The 16,836-nt window shown below is 57.9% G+C and carries 19 protein-coding genes and 2 pseudogenes; 12 read left to right on the forward strand and 9 right to left on the reverse strand.

Annotated features, from left to right (window positions below; translation table 11 throughout):
* The first annotated feature begins 36 nt into the window (after nt 1–36).
* Complete coding sequence (locus ISN39_RS19895; RefSeq protein ID WP_194728611.1) at nt 37–1,053, forward strand: class I SAM-dependent methyltransferase; 1,017 nt, start codon at nt 37–39, stop codon at nt 1,051–1,053.
* Between the two features lie 11 nt (nt 1,054–1,064).
* Nucleotides 1,065–1,336: pseudogene (locus tag ISN39_RS36490) on the forward strand (nucleotidyltransferase); the annotation flags it as partial.
* 119 nt (nt 1,337–1,455) lie between these two features.
* Here ISN39_RS36490 and fabI read toward each other — a convergent pair.
* Genes fabI through fabA form a run of 3 tightly spaced genes read right to left on the reverse strand, consistent with a single transcriptional unit; the run spans nt 1,456 to nt 4,065 of the window.
* Nucleotides 1,456–2,262, reverse strand: a complete 807-nt coding sequence (gene fabI / locus ISN39_RS19900) for an enoyl-ACP reductase FabI (protein ID WP_194728612.1) — start codon at nt 2,260–2,262, stop codon at nt 1,456–1,458.
* Nucleotides 2,263–2,266: 4 nt separating this feature from the next.
* Entirely contained in the window at nt 2,267–3,490 is a 1,224-nt protein-coding gene (gene fabB / locus ISN39_RS19905; protein ID WP_074066219.1) for a beta-ketoacyl-ACP synthase I, read from the reverse strand.
* Between the two features lie 59 nt (nt 3,491–3,549).
* Complete coding sequence (fabA, locus tag ISN39_RS19910; protein ID WP_194728613.1) at nt 3,550–4,065, reverse strand: 3-hydroxyacyl-[acyl-carrier-protein] dehydratase FabA; 516 nt, start codon at nt 4,063–4,065, stop codon at nt 3,550–3,552.
* 298 nt (nt 4,066–4,363) lie between these two features.
* Here fabA and irrA point away from each other — a divergent pair, with 298 nt between their 5' ends.
* Complete coding sequence (gene irrA, locus ISN39_RS19915; RefSeq protein ID WP_074066221.1) at nt 4,364–4,780, forward strand: iron response transcriptional regulator IrrA; 417 nt, start codon at nt 4,364–4,366, stop codon at nt 4,778–4,780.
* 3 nt (nt 4,781–4,783) lie between these two features.
* Here irrA and ISN39_RS19920 read toward each other — a convergent pair whose 3' ends face one another.
* Nucleotides 4,784–5,419 carry a trimeric intracellular cation channel family protein gene (locus ISN39_RS19920; protein ID WP_022713243.1) on the reverse strand — a complete coding sequence of 212 codons (636 nt, stop codon included), beginning with the start codon at nt 5,417–5,419 and terminating at the stop codon, nt 4,784–4,786.
* Nucleotides 5,420–5,537: 118 nt separating this feature from the next.
* Between ISN39_RS19920 and ISN39_RS19925 the strand changes: the two genes are divergently transcribed.
* Nucleotides 5,538–6,005 (forward strand): hypothetical protein, encoded by a 468-nt coding sequence (locus ISN39_RS19925; protein WP_194728614.1) that lies wholly within the window; start codon nt 5,538–5,540, stop codon nt 6,003–6,005.
* Between the two features lie 4 nt (nt 6,006–6,009).
* Here ISN39_RS19925 and ISN39_RS19930 read toward each other — a convergent pair whose 3' ends face one another.
* Nucleotides 6,010–6,798 (reverse strand): YdcF family protein, encoded by a 789-nt coding sequence (locus tag ISN39_RS19930; RefSeq protein ID WP_194728615.1) that lies wholly within the window; start codon nt 6,796–6,798, stop codon nt 6,010–6,012.
* A gap of 219 nt (nt 6,799–7,017) precedes the next feature.
* On the opposite strand from ISN39_RS19930, the gene ISN39_RS19935 reads away from it, so the two are divergent.
* Nucleotides 7,018–7,254: a DUF2798 domain-containing protein gene (locus ISN39_RS19935; protein ID WP_194728616.1), complete on the forward strand. Its 237-nt coding sequence runs from the start codon at nt 7,018–7,020 to the stop codon at nt 7,252–7,254.
* 165 nt (nt 7,255–7,419) lie between these two features.
* The gene (locus ISN39_RS19940) at nt 7,420–8,223 is read left to right on the forward strand and encodes a helix-turn-helix transcriptional regulator (RefSeq protein WP_074066225.1); all 804 of its coding nucleotides are present in this window, start codon (nt 7,420–7,422) and stop codon (nt 8,221–8,223) included.
* Here the strand turns inward: ISN39_RS19940 and ISN39_RS19945 are convergent.
* On the reverse strand, nt 8,220–8,438 hold the full coding sequence (locus tag ISN39_RS19945; RefSeq protein ID WP_074066226.1) for a hypothetical protein: 219 nt from the start codon (nt 8,436–8,438) through the stop codon (nt 8,220–8,222). The two genes, ISN39_RS19940 and ISN39_RS19945, sit on opposite strands and share 4 nt — an antisense overlap.
* Nucleotides 8,439–8,840: 402 nt before the next feature.
* On the opposite strand from ISN39_RS19945, the gene ISN39_RS19950 reads away from it, so the two are divergent.
* Together ISN39_RS19950 and ISN39_RS19955 are read left to right on the forward strand one after the other, a co-directional pair.
* Entirely contained in the window at nt 8,841–9,884 is a 1,044-nt protein-coding gene (locus tag ISN39_RS19950) for a SagB/ThcOx family dehydrogenase (RefSeq protein WP_194728617.1), read from the forward strand.
* Nucleotides 9,885–9,987: 103 nt separating this feature from the next.
* A complete protein-coding gene (locus ISN39_RS19955; RefSeq protein ID WP_022713250.1) occupies nt 9,988–10,344 on the forward strand; it encodes a helix-turn-helix transcriptional regulator in 357 nt (118 codons plus the stop codon).
* A gap of 80 nt (nt 10,345–10,424) precedes the next feature.
* Here the strand turns inward: ISN39_RS19955 and ISN39_RS19960 are convergent, their stop codons facing one another.
* Nucleotides 10,425–10,631 carry a hypothetical protein gene (locus ISN39_RS19960; protein WP_039843519.1) on the reverse strand — a complete coding sequence of 69 codons (207 nt, stop codon included), beginning with the start codon at nt 10,629–10,631 and terminating at the stop codon, nt 10,425–10,427.
* Here ISN39_RS19960 and ISN39_RS19965 point away from each other — a divergent pair.
* From ISN39_RS19965 to ISN39_RS19980, 4 genes and pseudogenes are all read left to right on the forward strand, one after another.
* Entirely contained in the window at nt 10,630–11,004 is a 375-nt protein-coding gene (locus ISN39_RS19965) for a hypothetical protein (RefSeq protein ID WP_194728618.1), read from the forward strand. The genes ISN39_RS19960 and ISN39_RS19965 overlap by 2 nt on opposite strands.
* Entirely contained in the window at nt 11,001–11,393 is a 393-nt protein-coding gene (locus ISN39_RS19970; protein WP_194728619.1) for a DUF2147 domain-containing protein, read from the forward strand. Before ISN39_RS19965 ends, ISN39_RS19970 begins: the two co-directional genes overlap by 4 nt.
* Before the next feature lie 36 nt (nt 11,394–11,429).
* Nucleotides 11,430–11,649, forward strand: a pseudogene (locus tag ISN39_RS19975) (isoprenylcysteine carboxylmethyltransferase family protein); the annotation flags it as partial.
* On the forward strand, nt 11,633–13,180 hold the full coding sequence (locus ISN39_RS19980; RefSeq protein WP_194728620.1) for a DHA2 family efflux MFS transporter permease subunit: 1,548 nt from the start codon (nt 11,633–11,635) through the stop codon (nt 13,178–13,180). The pseudogene ISN39_RS19975 and the gene ISN39_RS19980, both read left to right, overlap by 17 nt.
* Before the next feature lie 384 nt (nt 13,181–13,564).
* Here ISN39_RS19980 and dnaJ read toward each other — a convergent pair whose 3' ends face one another.
* The gene (gene dnaJ / locus ISN39_RS19985; protein WP_194728621.1) at nt 13,565–14,707 is read right to left on the reverse strand and encodes a molecular chaperone DnaJ; all 1,143 of its coding nucleotides are present in this window, start codon (nt 14,705–14,707) and stop codon (nt 13,565–13,567) included.
* Between the two features lie 78 nt (nt 14,708–14,785).
* Complete coding sequence (gene dnaK, locus ISN39_RS19990; RefSeq protein ID WP_194728622.1) at nt 14,786–16,696, reverse strand: molecular chaperone DnaK; 1,911 nt, start codon at nt 16,694–16,696, stop codon at nt 14,786–14,788.
* Between the last annotated feature and the right edge of the window lie 140 nt (nt 16,697–16,836).

The following is a 16,836-nucleotide window of genomic DNA, read 5'->3' on the forward strand; positions in this document are numbered from 1 at the left end:
TCTCGCGCCCTTTTTGTATGAAGTCGAGAAGAGATCATGAGCCGCGAAACGCTGAAGACCCTGCTCCATCCCTTTGCGAGCGGTACCATTGATCCGCCGCGCGAGGGTTCGCGCGTGCTGTTCCTGGGTGCCGAAGCAGGCTTTGTGCTGCCGGAGGGCTTTGCCGCGTCCCTCAGCGCCGTACAGGGCTTCCGGCCGCTCTACAGGCAGCTTCTGTCGCAGCGTATCGAAGCATCGCCTGAGATCGAGGGCGAAGATTATGATGTGGCGCTCGTGCTCTGCACGAAGCACAAAGGCGAGAACGAAGCGAATATCGCTGCAGCACTTTCCCGCTTGAGGGCCGGTGGCCTGATCGTCGTTGCCGGTGGCAAGGAAGACGGCATCCAGCCGCTGCGCAAGCATCTGGAAGGCTTCGGCCTCGATATCAAGCACATGCCGAAATATCACGGTGTTGCATTCTGGTTTACGCGGCCGAAGGACGTCAGCGAAGCTGTTTCGAAATTCGCCAAGTCACCGGTGCGCGTCGACGGACGCTTCAATGCTTCAGCCGGCATGTTCTCACATGACCGCATCGATGACGGCTCGGAGTTGCTCGCCTCGCGCCTTCCGACAAATTTCACCGGCGACGCGGCCGATTTCGGCGCAGGCTGGGGCTATCTCTCAGTCGAGCTTGCGGAGAAATCGCCGAACCTCGAGCGCCTCGACCTCTACGAGGCCAACCACGCGGCTTTGGAGGCCGCCAAGGCCAATCTGGCAGAGAACTGCCCGATCGCACCGGCACGCTTCTTCTGGCACGATCTGGCGGCCGAACCGGTCAAGGACAAGTACGATCTGATCGTCATGAACCCGCCCTTTCATGAAGGACACGCGGCGGAGCCTTCGCTCGGCCAAGCAATGATCAAGACGGCTGCATCGGCGCTACGCGGTGGCGGCCGTCTCATGCTCGTCGCCAATCGCGGTTTGCCCTACGAGCCGGTGCTTGCTGCAAATTTCAAGGAAAGCGGCGAAACCTGCCGAAACGCACGCTTCAAAGTGCTGTGGGCGAAGAAATAAGAAAGACGGCCAGTCCGCCATCCCACAACCTGAATTTCCTCCGGGGACTGGAGAAGAACAGGACCGCCGGCTGATTGACGCCTGGCCGCGCGATGAGCACCGCTATACAGCCGGTATACAACATCTTCAACGAAGCCCATGTGAAGGGGCGCTACCCGAAGCACTTCGACCGAAGAAACGCTTGGCTGGCTCCTTGAGCGGACCGAACCCTTTGCACCAGATTGTCGCGGCGATTTGTAAGCAGCGCCTTTCGGAATTGGAGAGGGAAAGCGGTGACAACTGACGGCTTTCCGAACTCTGTCCAGTAACAGAGCAGATACCCGCTGCAGCCGTTTCGCTGATAGAAAACCGGTGTCCTGCCGCCCGGAGCAACAGGCGTCGCCGGCGACCAATCTGCCTCGCTTACTCTACATCTGCCTTGCGCAGCGTATCCAGCGTCGGCATCGAGGTTATGTTGTAGCCGGCGTCCACAAAATGGATTTCGCCGGTCACGCCGGCGGACAGGTCGGAGAGCAGGTAGAGGGCGGAGTTTCCGACCTGATCGATGCTGACGGTCTTGCGCAGGGGAGCATTCCGCTGGTTCCAGGAGAGGATTGCACGGGCATCCGAAATGCCGGCGCCGGCCAGCGTACGGATCGGGCCCGCGGAGATGGCGTTAACGCGGATGCCGCGCGGACCGTAGTCGGCGGCGAGATAGCGCACGGAGGCCTCCAGAGCAGCCTTTGCAACCCCCATGACGTTGTAGTTCGGGATGACGCGTGTGGAACCGTTATATGTCAGCGTCAGCATCGAACCGCCCTCGGCCATCAGCGGTGCGCAGCGCCTGGCGATCTCCGTAAAGGAAAAGCAGGAGATGACCATCGTTCGGGTGAAGTTTTCGCGCGTAGTATCCGCGTAGAGACCCTTCAGCTCGTTCTTGTCGGAAAAACCGATGGCATGGACGATGAAATCCAGTTTGCCCCAACGCTCCTCGACTGCACCGACAACGCCGTCGACTGAGGCAATGTCTTCGACGTCGCAGGGTACGACGAAATCCGAGCCGACTTCCGCTGCGAGCGGTTTCACCCGCTTGCCAAGCGCCTCTCCCTGATAGGTAAAGGCAAGCTCGGCGCCTTGGGCTGCAAGCGCCCTTGATATACCCCAGGCGATAGAATGGTTGTTGGCGACGCCCATGATGAGCCCGCGCTTACCCTGCATGATTGCGGTCATGTTCTTATCCGTTGTAGCGCTGGAAAACGAGCGTCGCGTTGGTGCCGCCGAAGCCGAAGGAGTTGGAGAGGGCGATGTCGATCTTGGCGTTGTCGATGCGCTTGCGGACGATAGGCACTCCATCGAATTCTGGATCGAGTTCCTTGATGTGGGCGCTTTCGCCGATGAAGCCTTCCTGCATCATCAGGATCGAATAGATCGACTCCTGGACGCCGGCTGCACCCAGCGAGTGACCCGTCAGCGACTTGGTCGACTGGATGTGAGGCATCTTGTCGCCGAAGACCTCCCGGATCGCGCCGATTTCCTTGCTGTCGCCCACCGGCGTAGAGGTGCCGTGCGTATTGATGTAATCGATATCACCCTTCACCGTCGAGAGTGCCTGACGCATGCAGCGCACGGCGCCTTCGCCGGAAGGAGCGACCATGTCGTAACCGTCGGAGGTCGCGCCGTAGCCGACGATCTCGGCGTAGATCTTCGCACCGCGTGCCTTGGCACGCTCCAACTCTTCAAGAACGAGAACGCCGGCACCGCCAGCGATGACGAAGCCGTCACGGTTGACGTCGTAGGCGCGCGAAGCCATTTCCGGTGTGTCGTTGTACTTGGAAGACATCGCGCCCATGGCGTCGAAGAGATTGGACATGGTCCAGTCGAGGTCTTCGTGACCGCCGGCGAACATCACGTCCTGCTTGCCCCACTGGATCATTTCTGCGGCATTGCCGATGCAGTGCGCAGAAGTCGAGCAGGCCGACGAGATCGAGTAGTTGACGCCGTGAATCTTGAACCAGGTTGCAAGTGTCGCCGATGCCGTGGACGACATTGCCTTCGGCACGGCAAACGGGCCGATGCGCTTCGGGCTGTTGTTTTTGATGGTGATCTCGGCAGCTTCGATCAGCGTGCGGGTGGACGGACCGCCGGAGCCCATGATGATGCCGGTGCGTTCGTTGCCGCTGATCACGGACTCTTCGAGACCGGAATCGGCAATCGCCTGCTTCATGGCGACATGGTTCCAGGCGCCGCCTTGCGACAGGAAGCGCATTGCGCGGCGATCGACCAGATCGGTCGGATCGAGGCTGGGACGACCCCAGACCTGGCACTTAAAGCCATGCTCGGCAAAATCGTTGGAGAAGGAAATGCCGGACTTGGCATCGCGCAGCGAGGCCGTGACCTCAGCGGCATCTTTGCCGATCGAGGAAACAACGCCCAGACCCGTGACAACTACCCGTCTCATGTGTTTCGACCTTTTCGTTTTTTCTATCTTGGAATACCGGGCCGTTTCGCCCGGTAGAGTCAGGCGGCCTTTTCCTGGAAAAGGCCGACGCGCAGATCGGTAGCCTTGTAGATGACCTCACCGTCGGCCTTCATCCAGCCATCGGCGATGCCGAGAACGAGACGGCCGCGCATGACGCGCTTGAAGTCGATGCCGTATTCGACAAGCTTCGTCTTCGGCGTCACCATGCCGGTGAACTTCACCTCGCCGGTAGAGATTGCACGGCCCTTGCCAGGCTCGCCCAGCCAGCCAAGGAAGAAGCCGGTCAGCTGCCACATGGCGTCAAGGCCGAGGCAGCCCGGCATCACGGGATCGCCCAGGAAGTGACAGGGGAAGAACCAGAGGTCCGGCGTGATGTCGAATTCGGCGCGAATGAAACCCTTGCCATGCGGTCCACCGTCTTCGGAAATCTGCGTAATGCGATTGAACATCAGCATCGGCGGCAGCGGCAGCTGCGCATTACCCGGGCCGAACATTTCGCCGCGGCCGCAGGTCAGGATTTCCTCATAGGTGAAGCTGGATTGTTTCGTTGTCATCAAAATTCTGTTTCCCCCGCACGTGCCAATGGAGTGAGTGTTTAGTCCAAGTTCCAAGGAAAATGAAGCATAACCATGGCTAGTTCTACCCCGCCCTTGAACTGACTTGTCGCCTTATTTGGTGGTCGCATACAGGAAGGCCAAGGCCCCGGCCAGACCCAATTGCGTCAAAAGCCCGATTTTCCGGCGTTTCGAGGGCCATTGTCCCCATTGGAACTATTGAAAGGCTTCCGCGCAAAAGATATATGGCTTAGGAAACCTGATTGATTGACGCTAGAATAACCGGAGTTCTTCCCTTATGGCGGCTGCAGCCCCGATCGCAATCGAAGCCAGACTGCGCAGCGCAGGCCTGCGACCGACGCGTCAACGCGTTGCGCTCGGCGATCTGCTTTTTGCGAAAGGCGACCGGCATCTGACTGTCGAGGAACTGCACGAGGAAGCAGTTACCGCCGGCGTCCCGGTTTCTCTGGCGACCGTCTACAACACGCTGCACCAGTTTACCGAAGCCGGCATGATCCGTGTTCTCGCCGTCGAGAGCGCCAAGACCTATTTTGACACCAACGTCTCCGATCATCATCACTTCTTTGTCGAAGGCGATAATGAAGTGCTGGATATTCCGGTCAGCAACTTGACGATCGGCAATCTACCGGAGCCGCCGCAGGGCATGGAAATCGCCCATGTCGACGTTGTAATCCGCCTGCGCCCGAAGCGCTGAATTTCACATTACATCGTCAGGGTGGCGACCGGGCTTATGCCTGTAGGTCGGGAACGTCCATCCGAACCACAATGCGCCGCCGCGTACGGCGAAGGCTGCGACAACGCCAAGGGCGGATGCGCCATAAAGCGGCAGGCCGAGTTCAGTTGCACCAGTAAAGATGCCCGCACCGAAGAGTGCCGCAGTGATGTAGATTTCGGGTCTCAGGAGCACGGAAGGCTCGTTAGCCATCAGATCGCGCAACACGCCCCCGAAGGTTGCCGTCAGTGTCCCCGTCACGATCGCGATCGTCGGCGAGCCTGTCGCGGCAAGTCCCTTGGCCGCACCCATGACGCAATAGGCGGCGAGGCCCACCGCATCGAGCCAGATCAGCAGCCGGTAACGCGACTCCACGAGATGGGCGGTGAAGAAAACCACGATGCCTACCAGACAGCAGATGACGATATAGGCTGGGTTCAGCACCCAGAATACGGGCACGCGGCCAAGCACGATATCGCGCACCGTGCCGCCGCCGGTGCCTGTTACCATCGCGAAGAAAAGGAAGCCGATGAGGTCGAGCTGCTTGCGCGAGGCGGCGAGTGCACCCGTCGCGGCAAAGAGTGCGATGCCAGCATAATCGAGATAGACGAGCAGAGACATTGATTGGCCCCCAGAGCCGGCAGACGATACTGAACTGAATCACGGCGGCAAGGGCGGCGCAAGGCGGATCGTCCAGAATGGGCGCCTGTCAGTGTCCATCCGACAAAAGAGGAAAGCCGTGAAAGCGCTTCTCATCGTCCTGAACTTCATAGCCCTCCTTGTGGCTCAGTCGGCCTCTGCGCAGCAATCGCTGATCTCGGACCCGGAAATCTACGAGAAGAAGCATTTCACCGAGCAATGCACGAAGGCCGAATTTTCCGACGCTTACATCACGCGCCAGGACATCAACAATGACGGCCTTATCGACGCCGTGGTCAATGAGGGCGAATTGACCTGCGACGGAAAGAAGGGGCCGCAGTGCAACGACGATGGCTGCACCTATAATTTCTACCTGCAGGTGGCCGAGGGCGGCTATTTCATGATCGCGACGGCGCAGATTTACGGCTACGATTTCATCAAGCGCTTTGGCAATATGGTGCTGGCCATGAAGATGCATCCGCGCTTCTGCGATCGCACCGATGGCGGTCCCTGCATCGTAACGGCGCGTGTTCGCGGCACGAAGTTTGTCACCATTTCAAAGAAATAATGCTTCAGGCTGGATAGAGCTCGGACGTTCGACCAGCAAAGTAATAGCCGACGAGACCGAACCATTCGCGCACGGCGGTCGCCATGTTCAGGGCATTGAGGCTCGGCTGCGTGAAGTCGATGCCCAGCGCTACATGACCATCCGTCCGGAAATCCGTCGGCCACGGCACGACATCGATGCCCTGCTTGCGGAAAATGCCGACCGAACGCGGCATGTGATAGCCGGATGTGATCATCAGGCAGTTCGAAAGTCCCTGGCTTGCAAGCAGTTCCTTGGTATTAATCGCATTTTCGAAGGTCGTGCGGGATGTTCTGTCTTCGACAAGCCGTTCACGCGCAATCCCGAAAAGCGGAAAGAAGCGCGCCGAGGCGGCCGCATCGCCTTCATATTTTCCAGACATCGAGCCATCCCCGCCGGAAATCAGAATACGCGATTGCGGATATCGCTGCGCCAGCCGTAGCGCTTCGATAAAACGGTCCGCGCCTGCATTGAACTCGATTCCGTGGCTGGTCGTATTCACTTCATTTTCAAACGCGCCGCCGAGAACGATCATGCATTGCAAATTATCCGGATCACGGTCCGGCTTTGGAAACCGCAATTCCAGATCCTGGAGGAGGTAATTGCCTGTTGTGGTGAAAAGGATGACGAAGAGCAGCAGTGTGCCGAGCGCCGAGAAAAATACGGCGAGGCTCCTGAAGCGGAGAACGACGGCAAGGAATGCGAAGAGAATTAGGAAGAACACCAGCGATAGCGGCTGGCCGAAGACCCAGACTAACTTCGAGAACAGAAACAATGATACCCCCCATGTCAAAACCAGCGGCATCTTATCCGATTCGATTGTGACGGGAATGACGGACGCATGGCACGATCAAAAGCTTGTATTGGGATGGGGCTTTCGGCATAGGAACACCGTTGCTTCAAGCAAAGCTCCGTAAGCGTTTACGTCAATCAACGCGCAATCCGCCACCTGGGCATTCGCATTGGTTCGTCCGATATCTTACGGAGAAATTCAATGCCCTATGGCAAACTCTCCACACGCAATAACACGATTGCCGTGCCGTTTATCTTGTCGATGCTGATGACAGGCGTCGTCTCCGCCATCAGTATCGTCGCCATGCAGGGCGTTGGCCCGCTTGCTTTGGCCATGTGGCCATCCGCATGGGTGCTGTCTTGGGTCGCCGCTTTTCCGGTGCTGTTGCGGGTCACGCCGGCTGTCCGGCGCATCGCTTCATTCATCGTTGAATCATAACGAAAAAAATACCGGCAGAGCACATGGCCTGCCGGCACTGTGTATCGCCGCCGCGCAGATCAGGCTCAATCGGATCATCCCCGGATTTGTCTTGCCGCCCGTTTGTGTTCCGTCTTTTGAGCCGCTAGTTTGAGGCCGACTCATCTCCTGGAAGCCATCGCGGACATGTCTGCACTTGAGAATTTCGCCGAAAATCTGCGGCGCCTCTGCCTTGCCAAGGCAGGCAGCATCAGCGCTGCCGCGCGCGGTATGCAAATCGGCCGCTCGCAGATTGAATCCTATCTTCAGGCGCGGCGCGCACCGGGCCGGGCCTCTGTAAAGAGGATCTGTGAATATCTCGGTGTGACCGAGGAAGAGATGTACCAGCGGCCGGTTGCGGTCGATTTGGACCACGGCCGTCCATCGGCGCAACGCATCTTGTCTGCGGCGAGGGATGCCCTGGAACCGCTCCTCTTTGCCGATCCTTCCGCCGGTATCGCACCCGGCATTTATCATGCCTACATGACGATCCCTGGTACGCCGGAGAGCCTACTTTGTGCCGTTGTTGTTATTGCCAAGCAGGGAAGCGCCACGACTTTCCGGCGACTTACCAATCGAGCGATCAAGAAGGGCGAATATTGGTCCCGCTTCACCGGCGATCACAAAGGCATCGTCGTCGAGCGGCTCAATTGCCTTTCCTTCGTCGCAGCCAATCAGATTGGTACACAAGAGCCGACGCTGATGCGCCTTCGGTGGCTGCCATTCTCCGAGAAGCTGCTTGGAGGGCACGCCATGATTTTTACGCCTGCTGGACCGTCCTTCAGCGCCGTTGTGATGGTGCCGCTGAGCACGAAGATAAACCTCAGAACGGCGCTGCGCCTCGCGAAAGTCTACCGAACGGCCGATGAGGCCGTTCCGCGGATCGTACGGGACATGATTACCCAGCAGCGTGCCGATTTCATCTCTTCGGTCACACGCGATCTCGGTTAGTTGAGCGACAGCCCGGCTTCATGGGTCGCGGGCGCGTGATCGACGTTGACGCGGTGCGCCTCGATCAGCGCCATTGACAAGAGGTAGGTCAGCATCGGCTGCCGGGCGCTGCGGCTTTGCGCGATCAGCGTGTTCAGCATGTCGATCGTATAGTCACCGACCCCGTCATCCAAATTCAGCGTTTGTTCGGCTTGTGCAGTCTTTTTATGGGCCATCGTGCTTTCTCCGGCGTCTTGTCGAGTTCATTCGCGCATTATGATTGGCATAGTTCACGTTTTTCGGCTAGATATTTCTGTATAAACACAAAAATAACGATTTTAATTCAGAAATTCCAGGATTTTGACTTAAATTGAAGCAATACGCCACTGTGATGTATCAAACTAATATTTGCGAATTAATCGAATATTTTCAGTTGGCGCCTCATTGTTCGGGCTGCGATCAACACCGATTGCTTTCGAACCGAGGAGATGGAGCATGCAGAAGAAGAGCAAGCCGAACCTTAAGGTTACCGCAGCCAAGGCTAAGCCGACTTTTGTCAGCCGCGGCATGATGTTCCGCATCGATTAAGCGATGAGATGCCTGCCGCGCGAATGAGTTGCGGCGGGCATTTTTCTGCGATGCGCTATCGTTCCTCCCGCACGCTCGTCTTCCATAATGATGGTGCCGAGTTCGTAGCCTGTAATTTCCTCACCAAGGCTGTCTTCGAGTGCAGTCCGGACCTTCTGGATTTTTTGGGCGCTATTGCCGAGTGGAGTGATCGCGCCGCGATCCGCGATCAAGCGCCCGGCCATAGTGAGGACGAACTCGATGAAACGCTTGTGGCGCTTGTCGAGATGTCCGCACTCGTCGTCGAAGGATCCGAACTTGAGATGCGAGAGGACGCCTTCCGTCAGCATTGGAAGTGGGGCGTGCCCGCCGCCCTGATGCATTTTTGCGTTCAGGACCCCGATTACATGTCCCTTAATGAGGCCGAAGATCTGCAGCGCGCTGCGCTCGCAAGCGATGGCGAGATCGAGCTCTACAGCCTCAATTCGGGGCAAGGCGATGTCATTTCGTTATCCGCCGAACCCTCCGGAAATTCCTTGCTGGAGCTGATGGCGAGGCGGCGGACTCAACGCAAGGGCCTTACGAAAGCCGTGTCATTGCACGCGCTCTCCGAAGCGCTTTTCGCAGGCCTTGGGATTACAGGTACTGCACGAAATTCGGTGGTGACGCTGCCGCTGTCGATGACACCGTCCGGCGGCGCACGCAACCCTTATGAAGCCTATGTTTTTGTGAAGGCGGTCGACGGGCTGGCGCCAGGAATCTATCACTATTCGGCCTTCGAGCATTCGCTGGCAAAGATATCGGACGCTTCGCCCTCTTTCGGCGATCTGGTGGGCGGCCAGGAGTGGGCGGATACCATGCCCTGCATGATCGTACTCGTTGCCCATATGGACCGCAGCATGTGGAAATATAGCGATGCCAACGCCTACCGCGTGGTTTTGATCGAGGCCGGGCACATTGGGCAAAACATCATGCTTTCGGCCACGGCGCACGGCATGACGGCTTGCCCAACCGCGGCTCTGAGCCATACGCGGATAGGCGAATTGGTTGGTCTGCGCAATCCTGCTCATGCGCCGATCTACGCACTGACGCTTGGTTTCCCTGACGTAGCGTAAAGCCCAAAAAAAGTCGGTTGAATTTTGCAACTATCGGGTTGAGTTCTGCTCAAGAACCGGCATAGTATCGTTAGCAATTCGTTAATATATGAGGGAATGCTAGGTGCCTGATCCCGTAGATATCCTCGTCGGTCGCAATGTCAGACAGCTCCGCGCCCGCCGCCGTGTCTCGCAACTGGAGCTGGGGGAAGCTCTTGGTTTGACGTTCCAGCAAATTCAGAAATACGAAAAAGGCACCAACCGGGTCTCCGCCAGCAAGTTGCACCAGATCGCGGTCTTTCTTGGCGTTGAGATCTCCGCACTCTTTGAAGGCGCGGAAACGTCGCAATTCCCGTCAAAAGTTGCGCTAAGCCCCGAGGCTTATGAACTGGCTGTCAATTATGACAGGCTTCACTCGCCCGCGGGCAAGGAAGCGGTCAAAACCATTCTGACGCTGATGAGCGCGGAAAAGGCTGCCTGACGCTCCGATTCCGGCGATAGCAAAAGAGTATCCCGGTACCTTATGCCCGCCGCAGGCGGGTTTCTTTTTGTTTCGGGATTCTAATGAAGTTCGCGCTCGTGCAGCGCGACAAGCAAGTCGTCCTGCGTGTGATGCCCGGCGTGATAAAGGTCGATCGCGATGCTGGCGATCGAAAGGCCCTGCTGGCTGCGGAGCTTGATGTTGCGCTCGGCACACCAAGTATAAAGCGCGCCGGCAAGGACGTCGACGTCATCCGGCTGAAAGGACAAGGAGGCTGCTGCCGTCATGGAAGTGACCTTCAATTGGTTTGTTCCCCAGAATTATGCGGGTAGTAGTGATGGCATTTCAGCAGGTTGCAAGCGGCATCCGCAGCCTGCGTTAACGCAGGACGTATTGCCGGTTTTCTCTGTTTCAAATTGGAACAGAAATGGCCGGCTCTACGGAGCGGTTCTGGATTCGTGTGGTTTTGAGACATGCCGCCATGTGCCGGGTGGCGGTTTACCGTCTATCGGCCGCTCCAAAATTAGGCTCCAAAGCGGCGCGCGTGCTTCGATCACGGCCAGCTTGGGGATCATCCGATCAAAAATCACGCTCAGTCGCGACGGTGAGAGCACTGACATTTTGCACTATAGCCTATCAGAAGTCCGAGGAACTCGATGACGCTATTGCCGTTACATATCAGCAGAGATCGCAATGGGAGTTTCCAAGTGACGATCAGGACTGTTTTTGTAACAATCTTCATATTGATAGCCAGCGTCGCGAGTGGTGCCGATACAGTGGTGGGAACCTGGAAGACGGAAAACGGCGAGACGTCGGTGATCGACCATTGCGGAGCGAATTATTGCATTGTGGCAAAGAGCGGGCGATATGCGGGACAGCAGATCGGTTTCTTTTCAGGCAGGGCGGATACATATACCGGCCGGCTCACAGATCCCCGGACCAAAACAACCTATAGCGGCAGGCTCACCGTATCGGGAAACAGCCTCAAACTCCGGGGCTGCGCGACGAGCGTATTGTGCAAGACCCAGATTTGGACCCGCCTGAACTGAGATAGCGCTATCATCAGACCGTTTTGTTTTCCGAGCATCATTGTGGCGCTGGGCGGAACGATTGTTTCCAAGGGCCCGTATCGCTTCTTGCGCTATCCGAACTATGTTGTCGTGATGGGCGAGATCGCGGCACTCCCACTCGGTTTTGCCACTTTATGCACTTCTGTTTTCCATCGCCAATGCAATCATTGTGACTATTCGCGTCAAGGCCGAGAATGCCGCACTTGCAGGATTGTCCCATGCCGAACCGGCTTGATTCTGATCTTACCGATCGCCGCCAGAGCGTCATTTGGATCGGTTTCTTCGCCATGTGCATCGGCATGTTTATGGCGATCTTGGATGTGCAAGTTGTGGCGACGTCGTTGCCAACGATCCAGGCTGCTCTCGACATCGATCCCGAGCAGATGAGCTGGATTCAGACCGTCTATCTGATTGCCGAGGTAGTCGCCATCCCGTTAACCGGGTTCCTGACGCGTTTTCTCACCATGCGATGGCTGTTCGTGACGTCGCTGGTCCTGTTCGTGATCGCGTCGGCGGGGTGTGCGATCAGCAGCGGCTTCCGTGAACTCGTCGCCTGGCGGGTTCTGCAGGGCTTTTCAGGCGGAACGCTGATACCCGCTGTCTTCTCGGCGGTGTTCATTCTGTTTCCAAACGAGCGCCAAGCCCTTGCCACGACCATTGCCGGCGTTCTTGCCGTCCTCGCTCCGACTGTCGGGCCGATTGTCGGTGGCTGGCTGACAGAGACCTACTCCTGGCATTGGCTTTTTTTGATCAATATCATTCCTGGAATTCTTGCCGCTCTTGTTGCAATGCGATCGCTCCCTCAAGAGCGCGTCGACGTCTGGGAACTTCGCGGGCTTGACGGGGTTGGATTGGTCACGATGGCCGTCGCTCTGATTACGCTGGAGCTTGGATTGAAGGAAGCGCCCACGAGCGGCTGGATGTCAGCATATGACAGTGGCCTGTTCGCCGTCTCAGCCCTATCAGCATTGGCATTCATATGGCGATCGCTCCACCGGGCCCGGCCGTTGGTAGAGCTTCATAATTTCCAAGATCGAAACTTTATGGTGGGCTCGACGCTAAGCTTCATCCTCGGCTTCGGTCTATTCGGTTCTGTCTATCTGATGCCTGTGTTTCTGGCCTTTGTCAGAGGACATAACGCATTCGAAATCGGTATGACAATGCTCGTAACCGGCATCGCGCAATTATGTACAGCGCCAATTGCTGTTGCGCTCGAAAAGCGAATGGACCCCCGCCTGCTGTCCGCGGTCGGCTTCGCGCTCTTTGCAATCGGCATCGGTATGAGTGCTTCGCAAAACCCTCGCTCAGATTATGACGCAATGTTCTGGCCACAGATCATAAGAGGCGTCTCCATCATGTTTTGCCTTCTGCCGCCGACCCGTCTGGCGCTCGGCACGCTGCCGCCCGAGCGTGTTCCAGATGCAAGTGGTCTGTTCAATTTGATGCGAAACCTTGGCGGCGCAATTGGGATCGCGCTCATCGATACCATACTATATACCCGCTCGGAGCCGCTTGGACAAAAGCTCTGGGATCGCTTGCAGGCAGGGAATTTGGAGGCTGCCGAGTTCATCGGCGCGCCGGCCCAGATCGTTGCCGGCCACACTGGCGCTTTTGATGCGGACACGACAGCAATATTGAACCCCCTTGTTCAGACCGCGGCAACCGTCCAAGCGCTCAACGAAGCGTGGATGATGGTCGCAATCATCACGGCATGCGCTGTCATATGCCTCCCTTTTGCAAAGCCTGTTTTGCCGACGCAGTCGTGACCGAGGTCCCGCGTGATGCGCGCACATCAGAGCCCATGGAGCCGGCGGTGAGCACGAGGCCAGCAATGAGCTTCTACTTCGTGCTGCATCCACAAGGTTTTCGATCGCAGATACGCACCCGCCGATCCTGATTTGCGCTTTGTCGTAAGCGGGCGCCTGAAGGAGTTCTTCCAGAACGGGAAGCACTATCATGACCTGAGGGTCAGTCGCTGCGTCTGCCTAACCAACCGAGACTGCACCCAGCATGGATGCCCAGAACTGGCATCGGGAGGAGCGTTTCCTCGACTAACGTGAGCGAACATGTCTGGGCGACCCCTTGCAGGGCATGAAAAAAGCCGGGATGAAACCCGGCTTTCAACCTGCGCTGTGTTTGCGTGCCAGTCCTTATCCCTCGAAGAATTCCTTCATGCGCGCAAAAAAGCCTGTCGATTCCGGGTTGTTCTCCTTCGAGGAAAGCTGCTCGAACTCCTGGAGCAGTTCGCGCTGCCGCTTCGAGAGCTTTTGTGGCGTCTCGATCTGGATCTGGATGTAGAGATCGCCCGTCTGGCTGGAACGCAGCACCGGCATGCCCTTGCCCTTGAGGCGGAACTGCTTGCCGGCCTGTGTGCCTTCCGGAACGGTGACCCGCGACTTCGTGCCGTCGAGCGTCGCCACATCGAAAGTGCCGCCGAGCGCTGCCGTCGTCATCGAGATCGGAACGGCGCAATAGAGGTCGGCTCCATCGCGCTGATAGAATTCGTGCGGCTTCACCGACAGGAAGATATAGAGATCGCCCGCCGGTCCGCCGCGCGCGCCGGCCTCGCCTTCGCCCTGCAAGCGGATGCGCGTGCCATCTTCGATACCAGCCGGAATATTGACCGAGAGCGAACGCTCTTCTGTTACGCGGCCCTGGCCATGGCACTTGGGGCATGGATCGGGAATGATCTGGCCGCGGCCATGACAGGTCGGGCAGGTTCGTTCGATCGAGAAAAAGCCCTGCGCCGCGCGAACGCGGCCGGAGCCCTGACAGGTGCCGCAGGTTTTCGGTTGCGTGCCGGGCTTGGCGCCGGAACCCGAGCACATATCGCAAGTGATCGAGGTTGGAACACGAATCTGCGCCGTCTTGCCGGAGAAGGCCTCTTCCAGCGAAATTTCCATATTGTAGCGAAGGTCGGCGCCACGCTCGCGTCCGCCCGATGAGCGCTGCCGTCCCCGGCCACCACCCATCATCTCGCCGAATATGTCTTCGAAGATGTCGGAGAAGCCGCCGCCACCGGCGAAGCCCGCACCGCCGCCGAAGCCGCCAGCACCCATGCCGCCATGCTCGAAGGCTGCGTGACCATAACGGTCGTAGGCCGCACGCTTCTGCGGGTCCTTCAGCGTTTCATAGGCTTCGTTGATTTCCTTGAATTTGATTTCGGCGCTCTTATCGTCCGGGTTCTTGTCCGGATGATATTTCATTGCCAGTTTGCGGAAGGCGCTTTTCAGCTCTTTTTCATCCGCCGTTTTGGCGACGCCCAGAGTTTCGTAAAAGTCCGCTTTTGCCAATTTAAACCCCGGAAATGGATTTCCGGCTGCCCTCGGGCAGCCGGATTGCAGTGTTTAGCATAACCGCTTCGCCGCGGATTATGCGGACTTCTTGCGGTCGTCGTCCTTGACTTCTTCGTAGTCGGCATCAACGACATTGTCATCACCTGCCGAAGCATCTGCCGTACCGGCTTCCGCCTGCTGGGCTTCGTAGATCGCCTGACCGAGCTTCATGGACACTTCCATGAGGGTCTGCGTCTTCGCCTTGATATCCTCGGCGTCCGGGTCGGTCGCCTCGGCTGCAGACTTCAGAGCCGCAATCGCATCGGAGATCGCGGTGCGGTCGGCCTCGGAAACCTTGTCACCGTAATCCTTCAGCGATTTTTCCGTCGAGTGAACCAGGCTTTCGGCTTGGTTCTTGGCCTCCACGGTTTCGCGGCGCTTCTTGTCTTCCGAGGCATGCGATTCTGCATCCTTGACCATCTTTTCGATGTCGGCGTCCGAAAGGCCGCCGGAAGCCTGGATGCGGATCTGCTGTTCCTTGCCGGTACCCTTGTCCTTGGCCGAAACCTGCACGATGCCGTTCGCGTCGATATCGAAGGTAACTTCAATCTGCGGAACGCCGCGCGGCGCCGGCGGCAGGCCGACGAGGTCGAACTGGCCGAGCAGCTTGTTGTCGGCAGCCATTTCGCGCTCGCCCTGCGAAACACGGATGGTGACGGCCTGCTGGTTGTCATCGGCAGTCGAGAAAGTCTGCGACTTCTTGGTCGGGATCGTCGTGTTGCGCTCGATCAGACGGGTGAAGACGCCACCGAGGGTTTCGATGCCCAGAGACAGCGGGGTCACGTCGAGCAGCAGGACGTCCTTGACGTCGCCCTGCAGAACGCCGGCCTGGATGGCAGCGCCGAGCGCAACGACTTCATCCGGATTGACGCCCTTGTGCGGCTCCTTGCCGAACAGCTGCTTGACGACTTCCTGAACCTTCGGCATGCGGCTCATACCACCGACGAGAACGACTTCATCGATCTCAGCCGGGGTGACGCCGGCATCCTTGAGGGCTGCCTTGCACGGCGCGATCGTGCGCTGCACGAGGTCGTCGACCAGGCTTTCAAGCTTGGCGCGCGTCAGCTTCAGCGTAAGGTGCTTCGGGCCGGAAGCGTCAGCCGTGATGAAGGGCAGGTTGATTTCGGTCTGCTGCGAGGACGAGAGCTCGATCTTGGCCTTTTCGGCAGCTTCCTTCAGGCGCTGCAGTGCGAGCTTGTCGTTCTTGAGGTCGATGCCGTTGTCCTTCTTGAACTCTGCAACGAGGTATTCGACGAGACGCATGTCGAAGTCTTCACCGCCGAGGAAGGTGTCGCCGTTGGTGGACTTCACTTCGAAGACGCCGTCACCGATTTCGAGGATCGAAATATCGAAGGTACCGCCGCCAAGGTCGTAGACGGCAATCGTCTTGCCTTCCTTTTTGTCAAGCCCGTAAGCGAGGGCCGCTGCGGTCGGCTCGTTGATGATACGCAGAACCTCAAGACCCGCGATCTTGCCAGCATCCTTGGTTGCCTGGCGCTGCGCGTCGTTAAAGTATGCCGGAACCGTGATGACGGCCTTCTCGACTTTTTCACCGAGGTAGGATTCAGCCGTTTCCTTCATCTTCTGAAGGATCATCGCGGAGACCTGCGCGGGCGAATAGCCCTTGCCATTGGCTTCGACCCAAGCATCGCCATTGTCACCCTTCGAAATACTGAAAGGGACAAGACCCTTGTCCTTCTCGACGGTCGGATCTTCGTAGCGGCGGCCGATCAGGCGCTTGACGGCAAAGAGCGTATTCGTCGGATTGGTGACGGCCTGGCGTTTTGCCGGCTGGCCGACAAGGCGTTCGCCGTCGTCGGTAAATGCTACCATGGAAGGAGTCGTGCGCGCGCCTTCCGCGTTCTCAATGACCTTCGCGTCCTTGCCGTCCATGACAGCGACGCAGGAATTTGTCGTTCCGAGGTCGATACCAATTACTTTTGCCATGTCATTTACTCCTTGAAGCAAGCTGTCGGAACCCCGAGAAGGCGTTTCCCTGACAGCCCCTTACGGGATGTGGGTCTTCGGAATTAACGCAATCGTGATTGCGGTGATGCGGCGTATATAAGGAGCGGTTTTCTTGACTG

Source organism: Rhizobium sp. 007 (assembly GCF_015353075.1).
In the GTDB taxonomy this organism is placed as follows: Bacteria; Pseudomonadota; Alphaproteobacteria; order Rhizobiales; family Rhizobiaceae; genus Rhizobium.

What these genes read in the sequence shown, in the direction of transcription:
- irrA (WP_074066221.1), top strand. Translation starts at nt 4,364, where the DNA reads ATGGCGGCTGCAGCCCCGATCGCAATCGAAGCCAGACTGCGCAGCGCA.
- fabI (WP_194728612.1), bottom strand. Translation starts at nt 2,262, where the DNA reads ATGACCGCAATCATGCAGGGTAAGCGCGGGCTCATCATGGGCGTCGCC.
- ISN39_RS19960 (WP_039843519.1), bottom strand. Translation starts at nt 10,631, where the DNA reads ATGACGGCAGCAGCCTCCTTGTCCTTTCAGCCGGATGACGTCGACGTC.
- ISN39_RS19920 (WP_022713243.1), bottom strand. Translation starts at nt 5,419, where the DNA reads ATGTCTCTGCTCGTCTATCTCGATTATGCTGGCATCGCACTCTTTGCC.
- ISN39_RS19950 (WP_194728617.1), top strand. Translation starts at nt 8,841, where the DNA reads ATGCGCTATCGTTCCTCCCGCACGCTCGTCTTCCATAATGATGGTGCC.
- ISN39_RS19970 (WP_194728619.1), top strand. Translation starts at nt 11,001, where the DNA reads ATGACGCTATTGCCGTTACATATCAGCAGAGATCGCAATGGGAGTTTC.
- ISN39_RS19965 (WP_194728618.1), top strand. Translation starts at nt 10,630, where the DNA reads ATGGAAGTGACCTTCAATTGGTTTGTTCCCCAGAATTATGCGGGTAGT.
- dnaK (WP_194728622.1), bottom strand. Translation starts at nt 16,696, where the DNA reads ATGGCAAAAGTAATTGGTATCGACCTCGGAACGACAAATTCCTGCGTC.
- ISN39_RS19945 (WP_074066226.1), bottom strand. Translation starts at nt 8,438, where the DNA reads ATGGCCCATAAAAAGACTGCACAAGCCGAACAAACGCTGAATTTGGAT.
- ISN39_RS19940 (WP_074066225.1), top strand. Translation starts at nt 7,420, where the DNA reads ATGTCTGCACTTGAGAATTTCGCCGAAAATCTGCGGCGCCTCTGCCTT.
- fabA (WP_194728613.1), bottom strand. Translation starts at nt 4,065, where the DNA reads ATGACAACGAAACAATCCAGCTTCACCTATGAGGAAATCCTGACCTGC.
- ISN39_RS19895 (WP_194728611.1), top strand. Translation starts at nt 37, where the DNA reads ATGAGCCGCGAAACGCTGAAGACCCTGCTCCATCCCTTTGCGAGCGGT.
- ISN39_RS19980 (WP_194728620.1), top strand. Translation starts at nt 11,633, where the DNA reads ATGCCGAACCGGCTTGATTCTGATCTTACCGATCGCCGCCAGAGCGTC.
- fabB (WP_074066219.1), bottom strand. Translation starts at nt 3,490, where the DNA reads ATGAGACGGGTAGTTGTCACGGGTCTGGGCGTTGTTTCCTCGATCGGC.
- ISN39_RS19935 (WP_194728616.1), top strand. Translation starts at nt 7,018, where the DNA reads ATGCCCTATGGCAAACTCTCCACACGCAATAACACGATTGCCGTGCCG.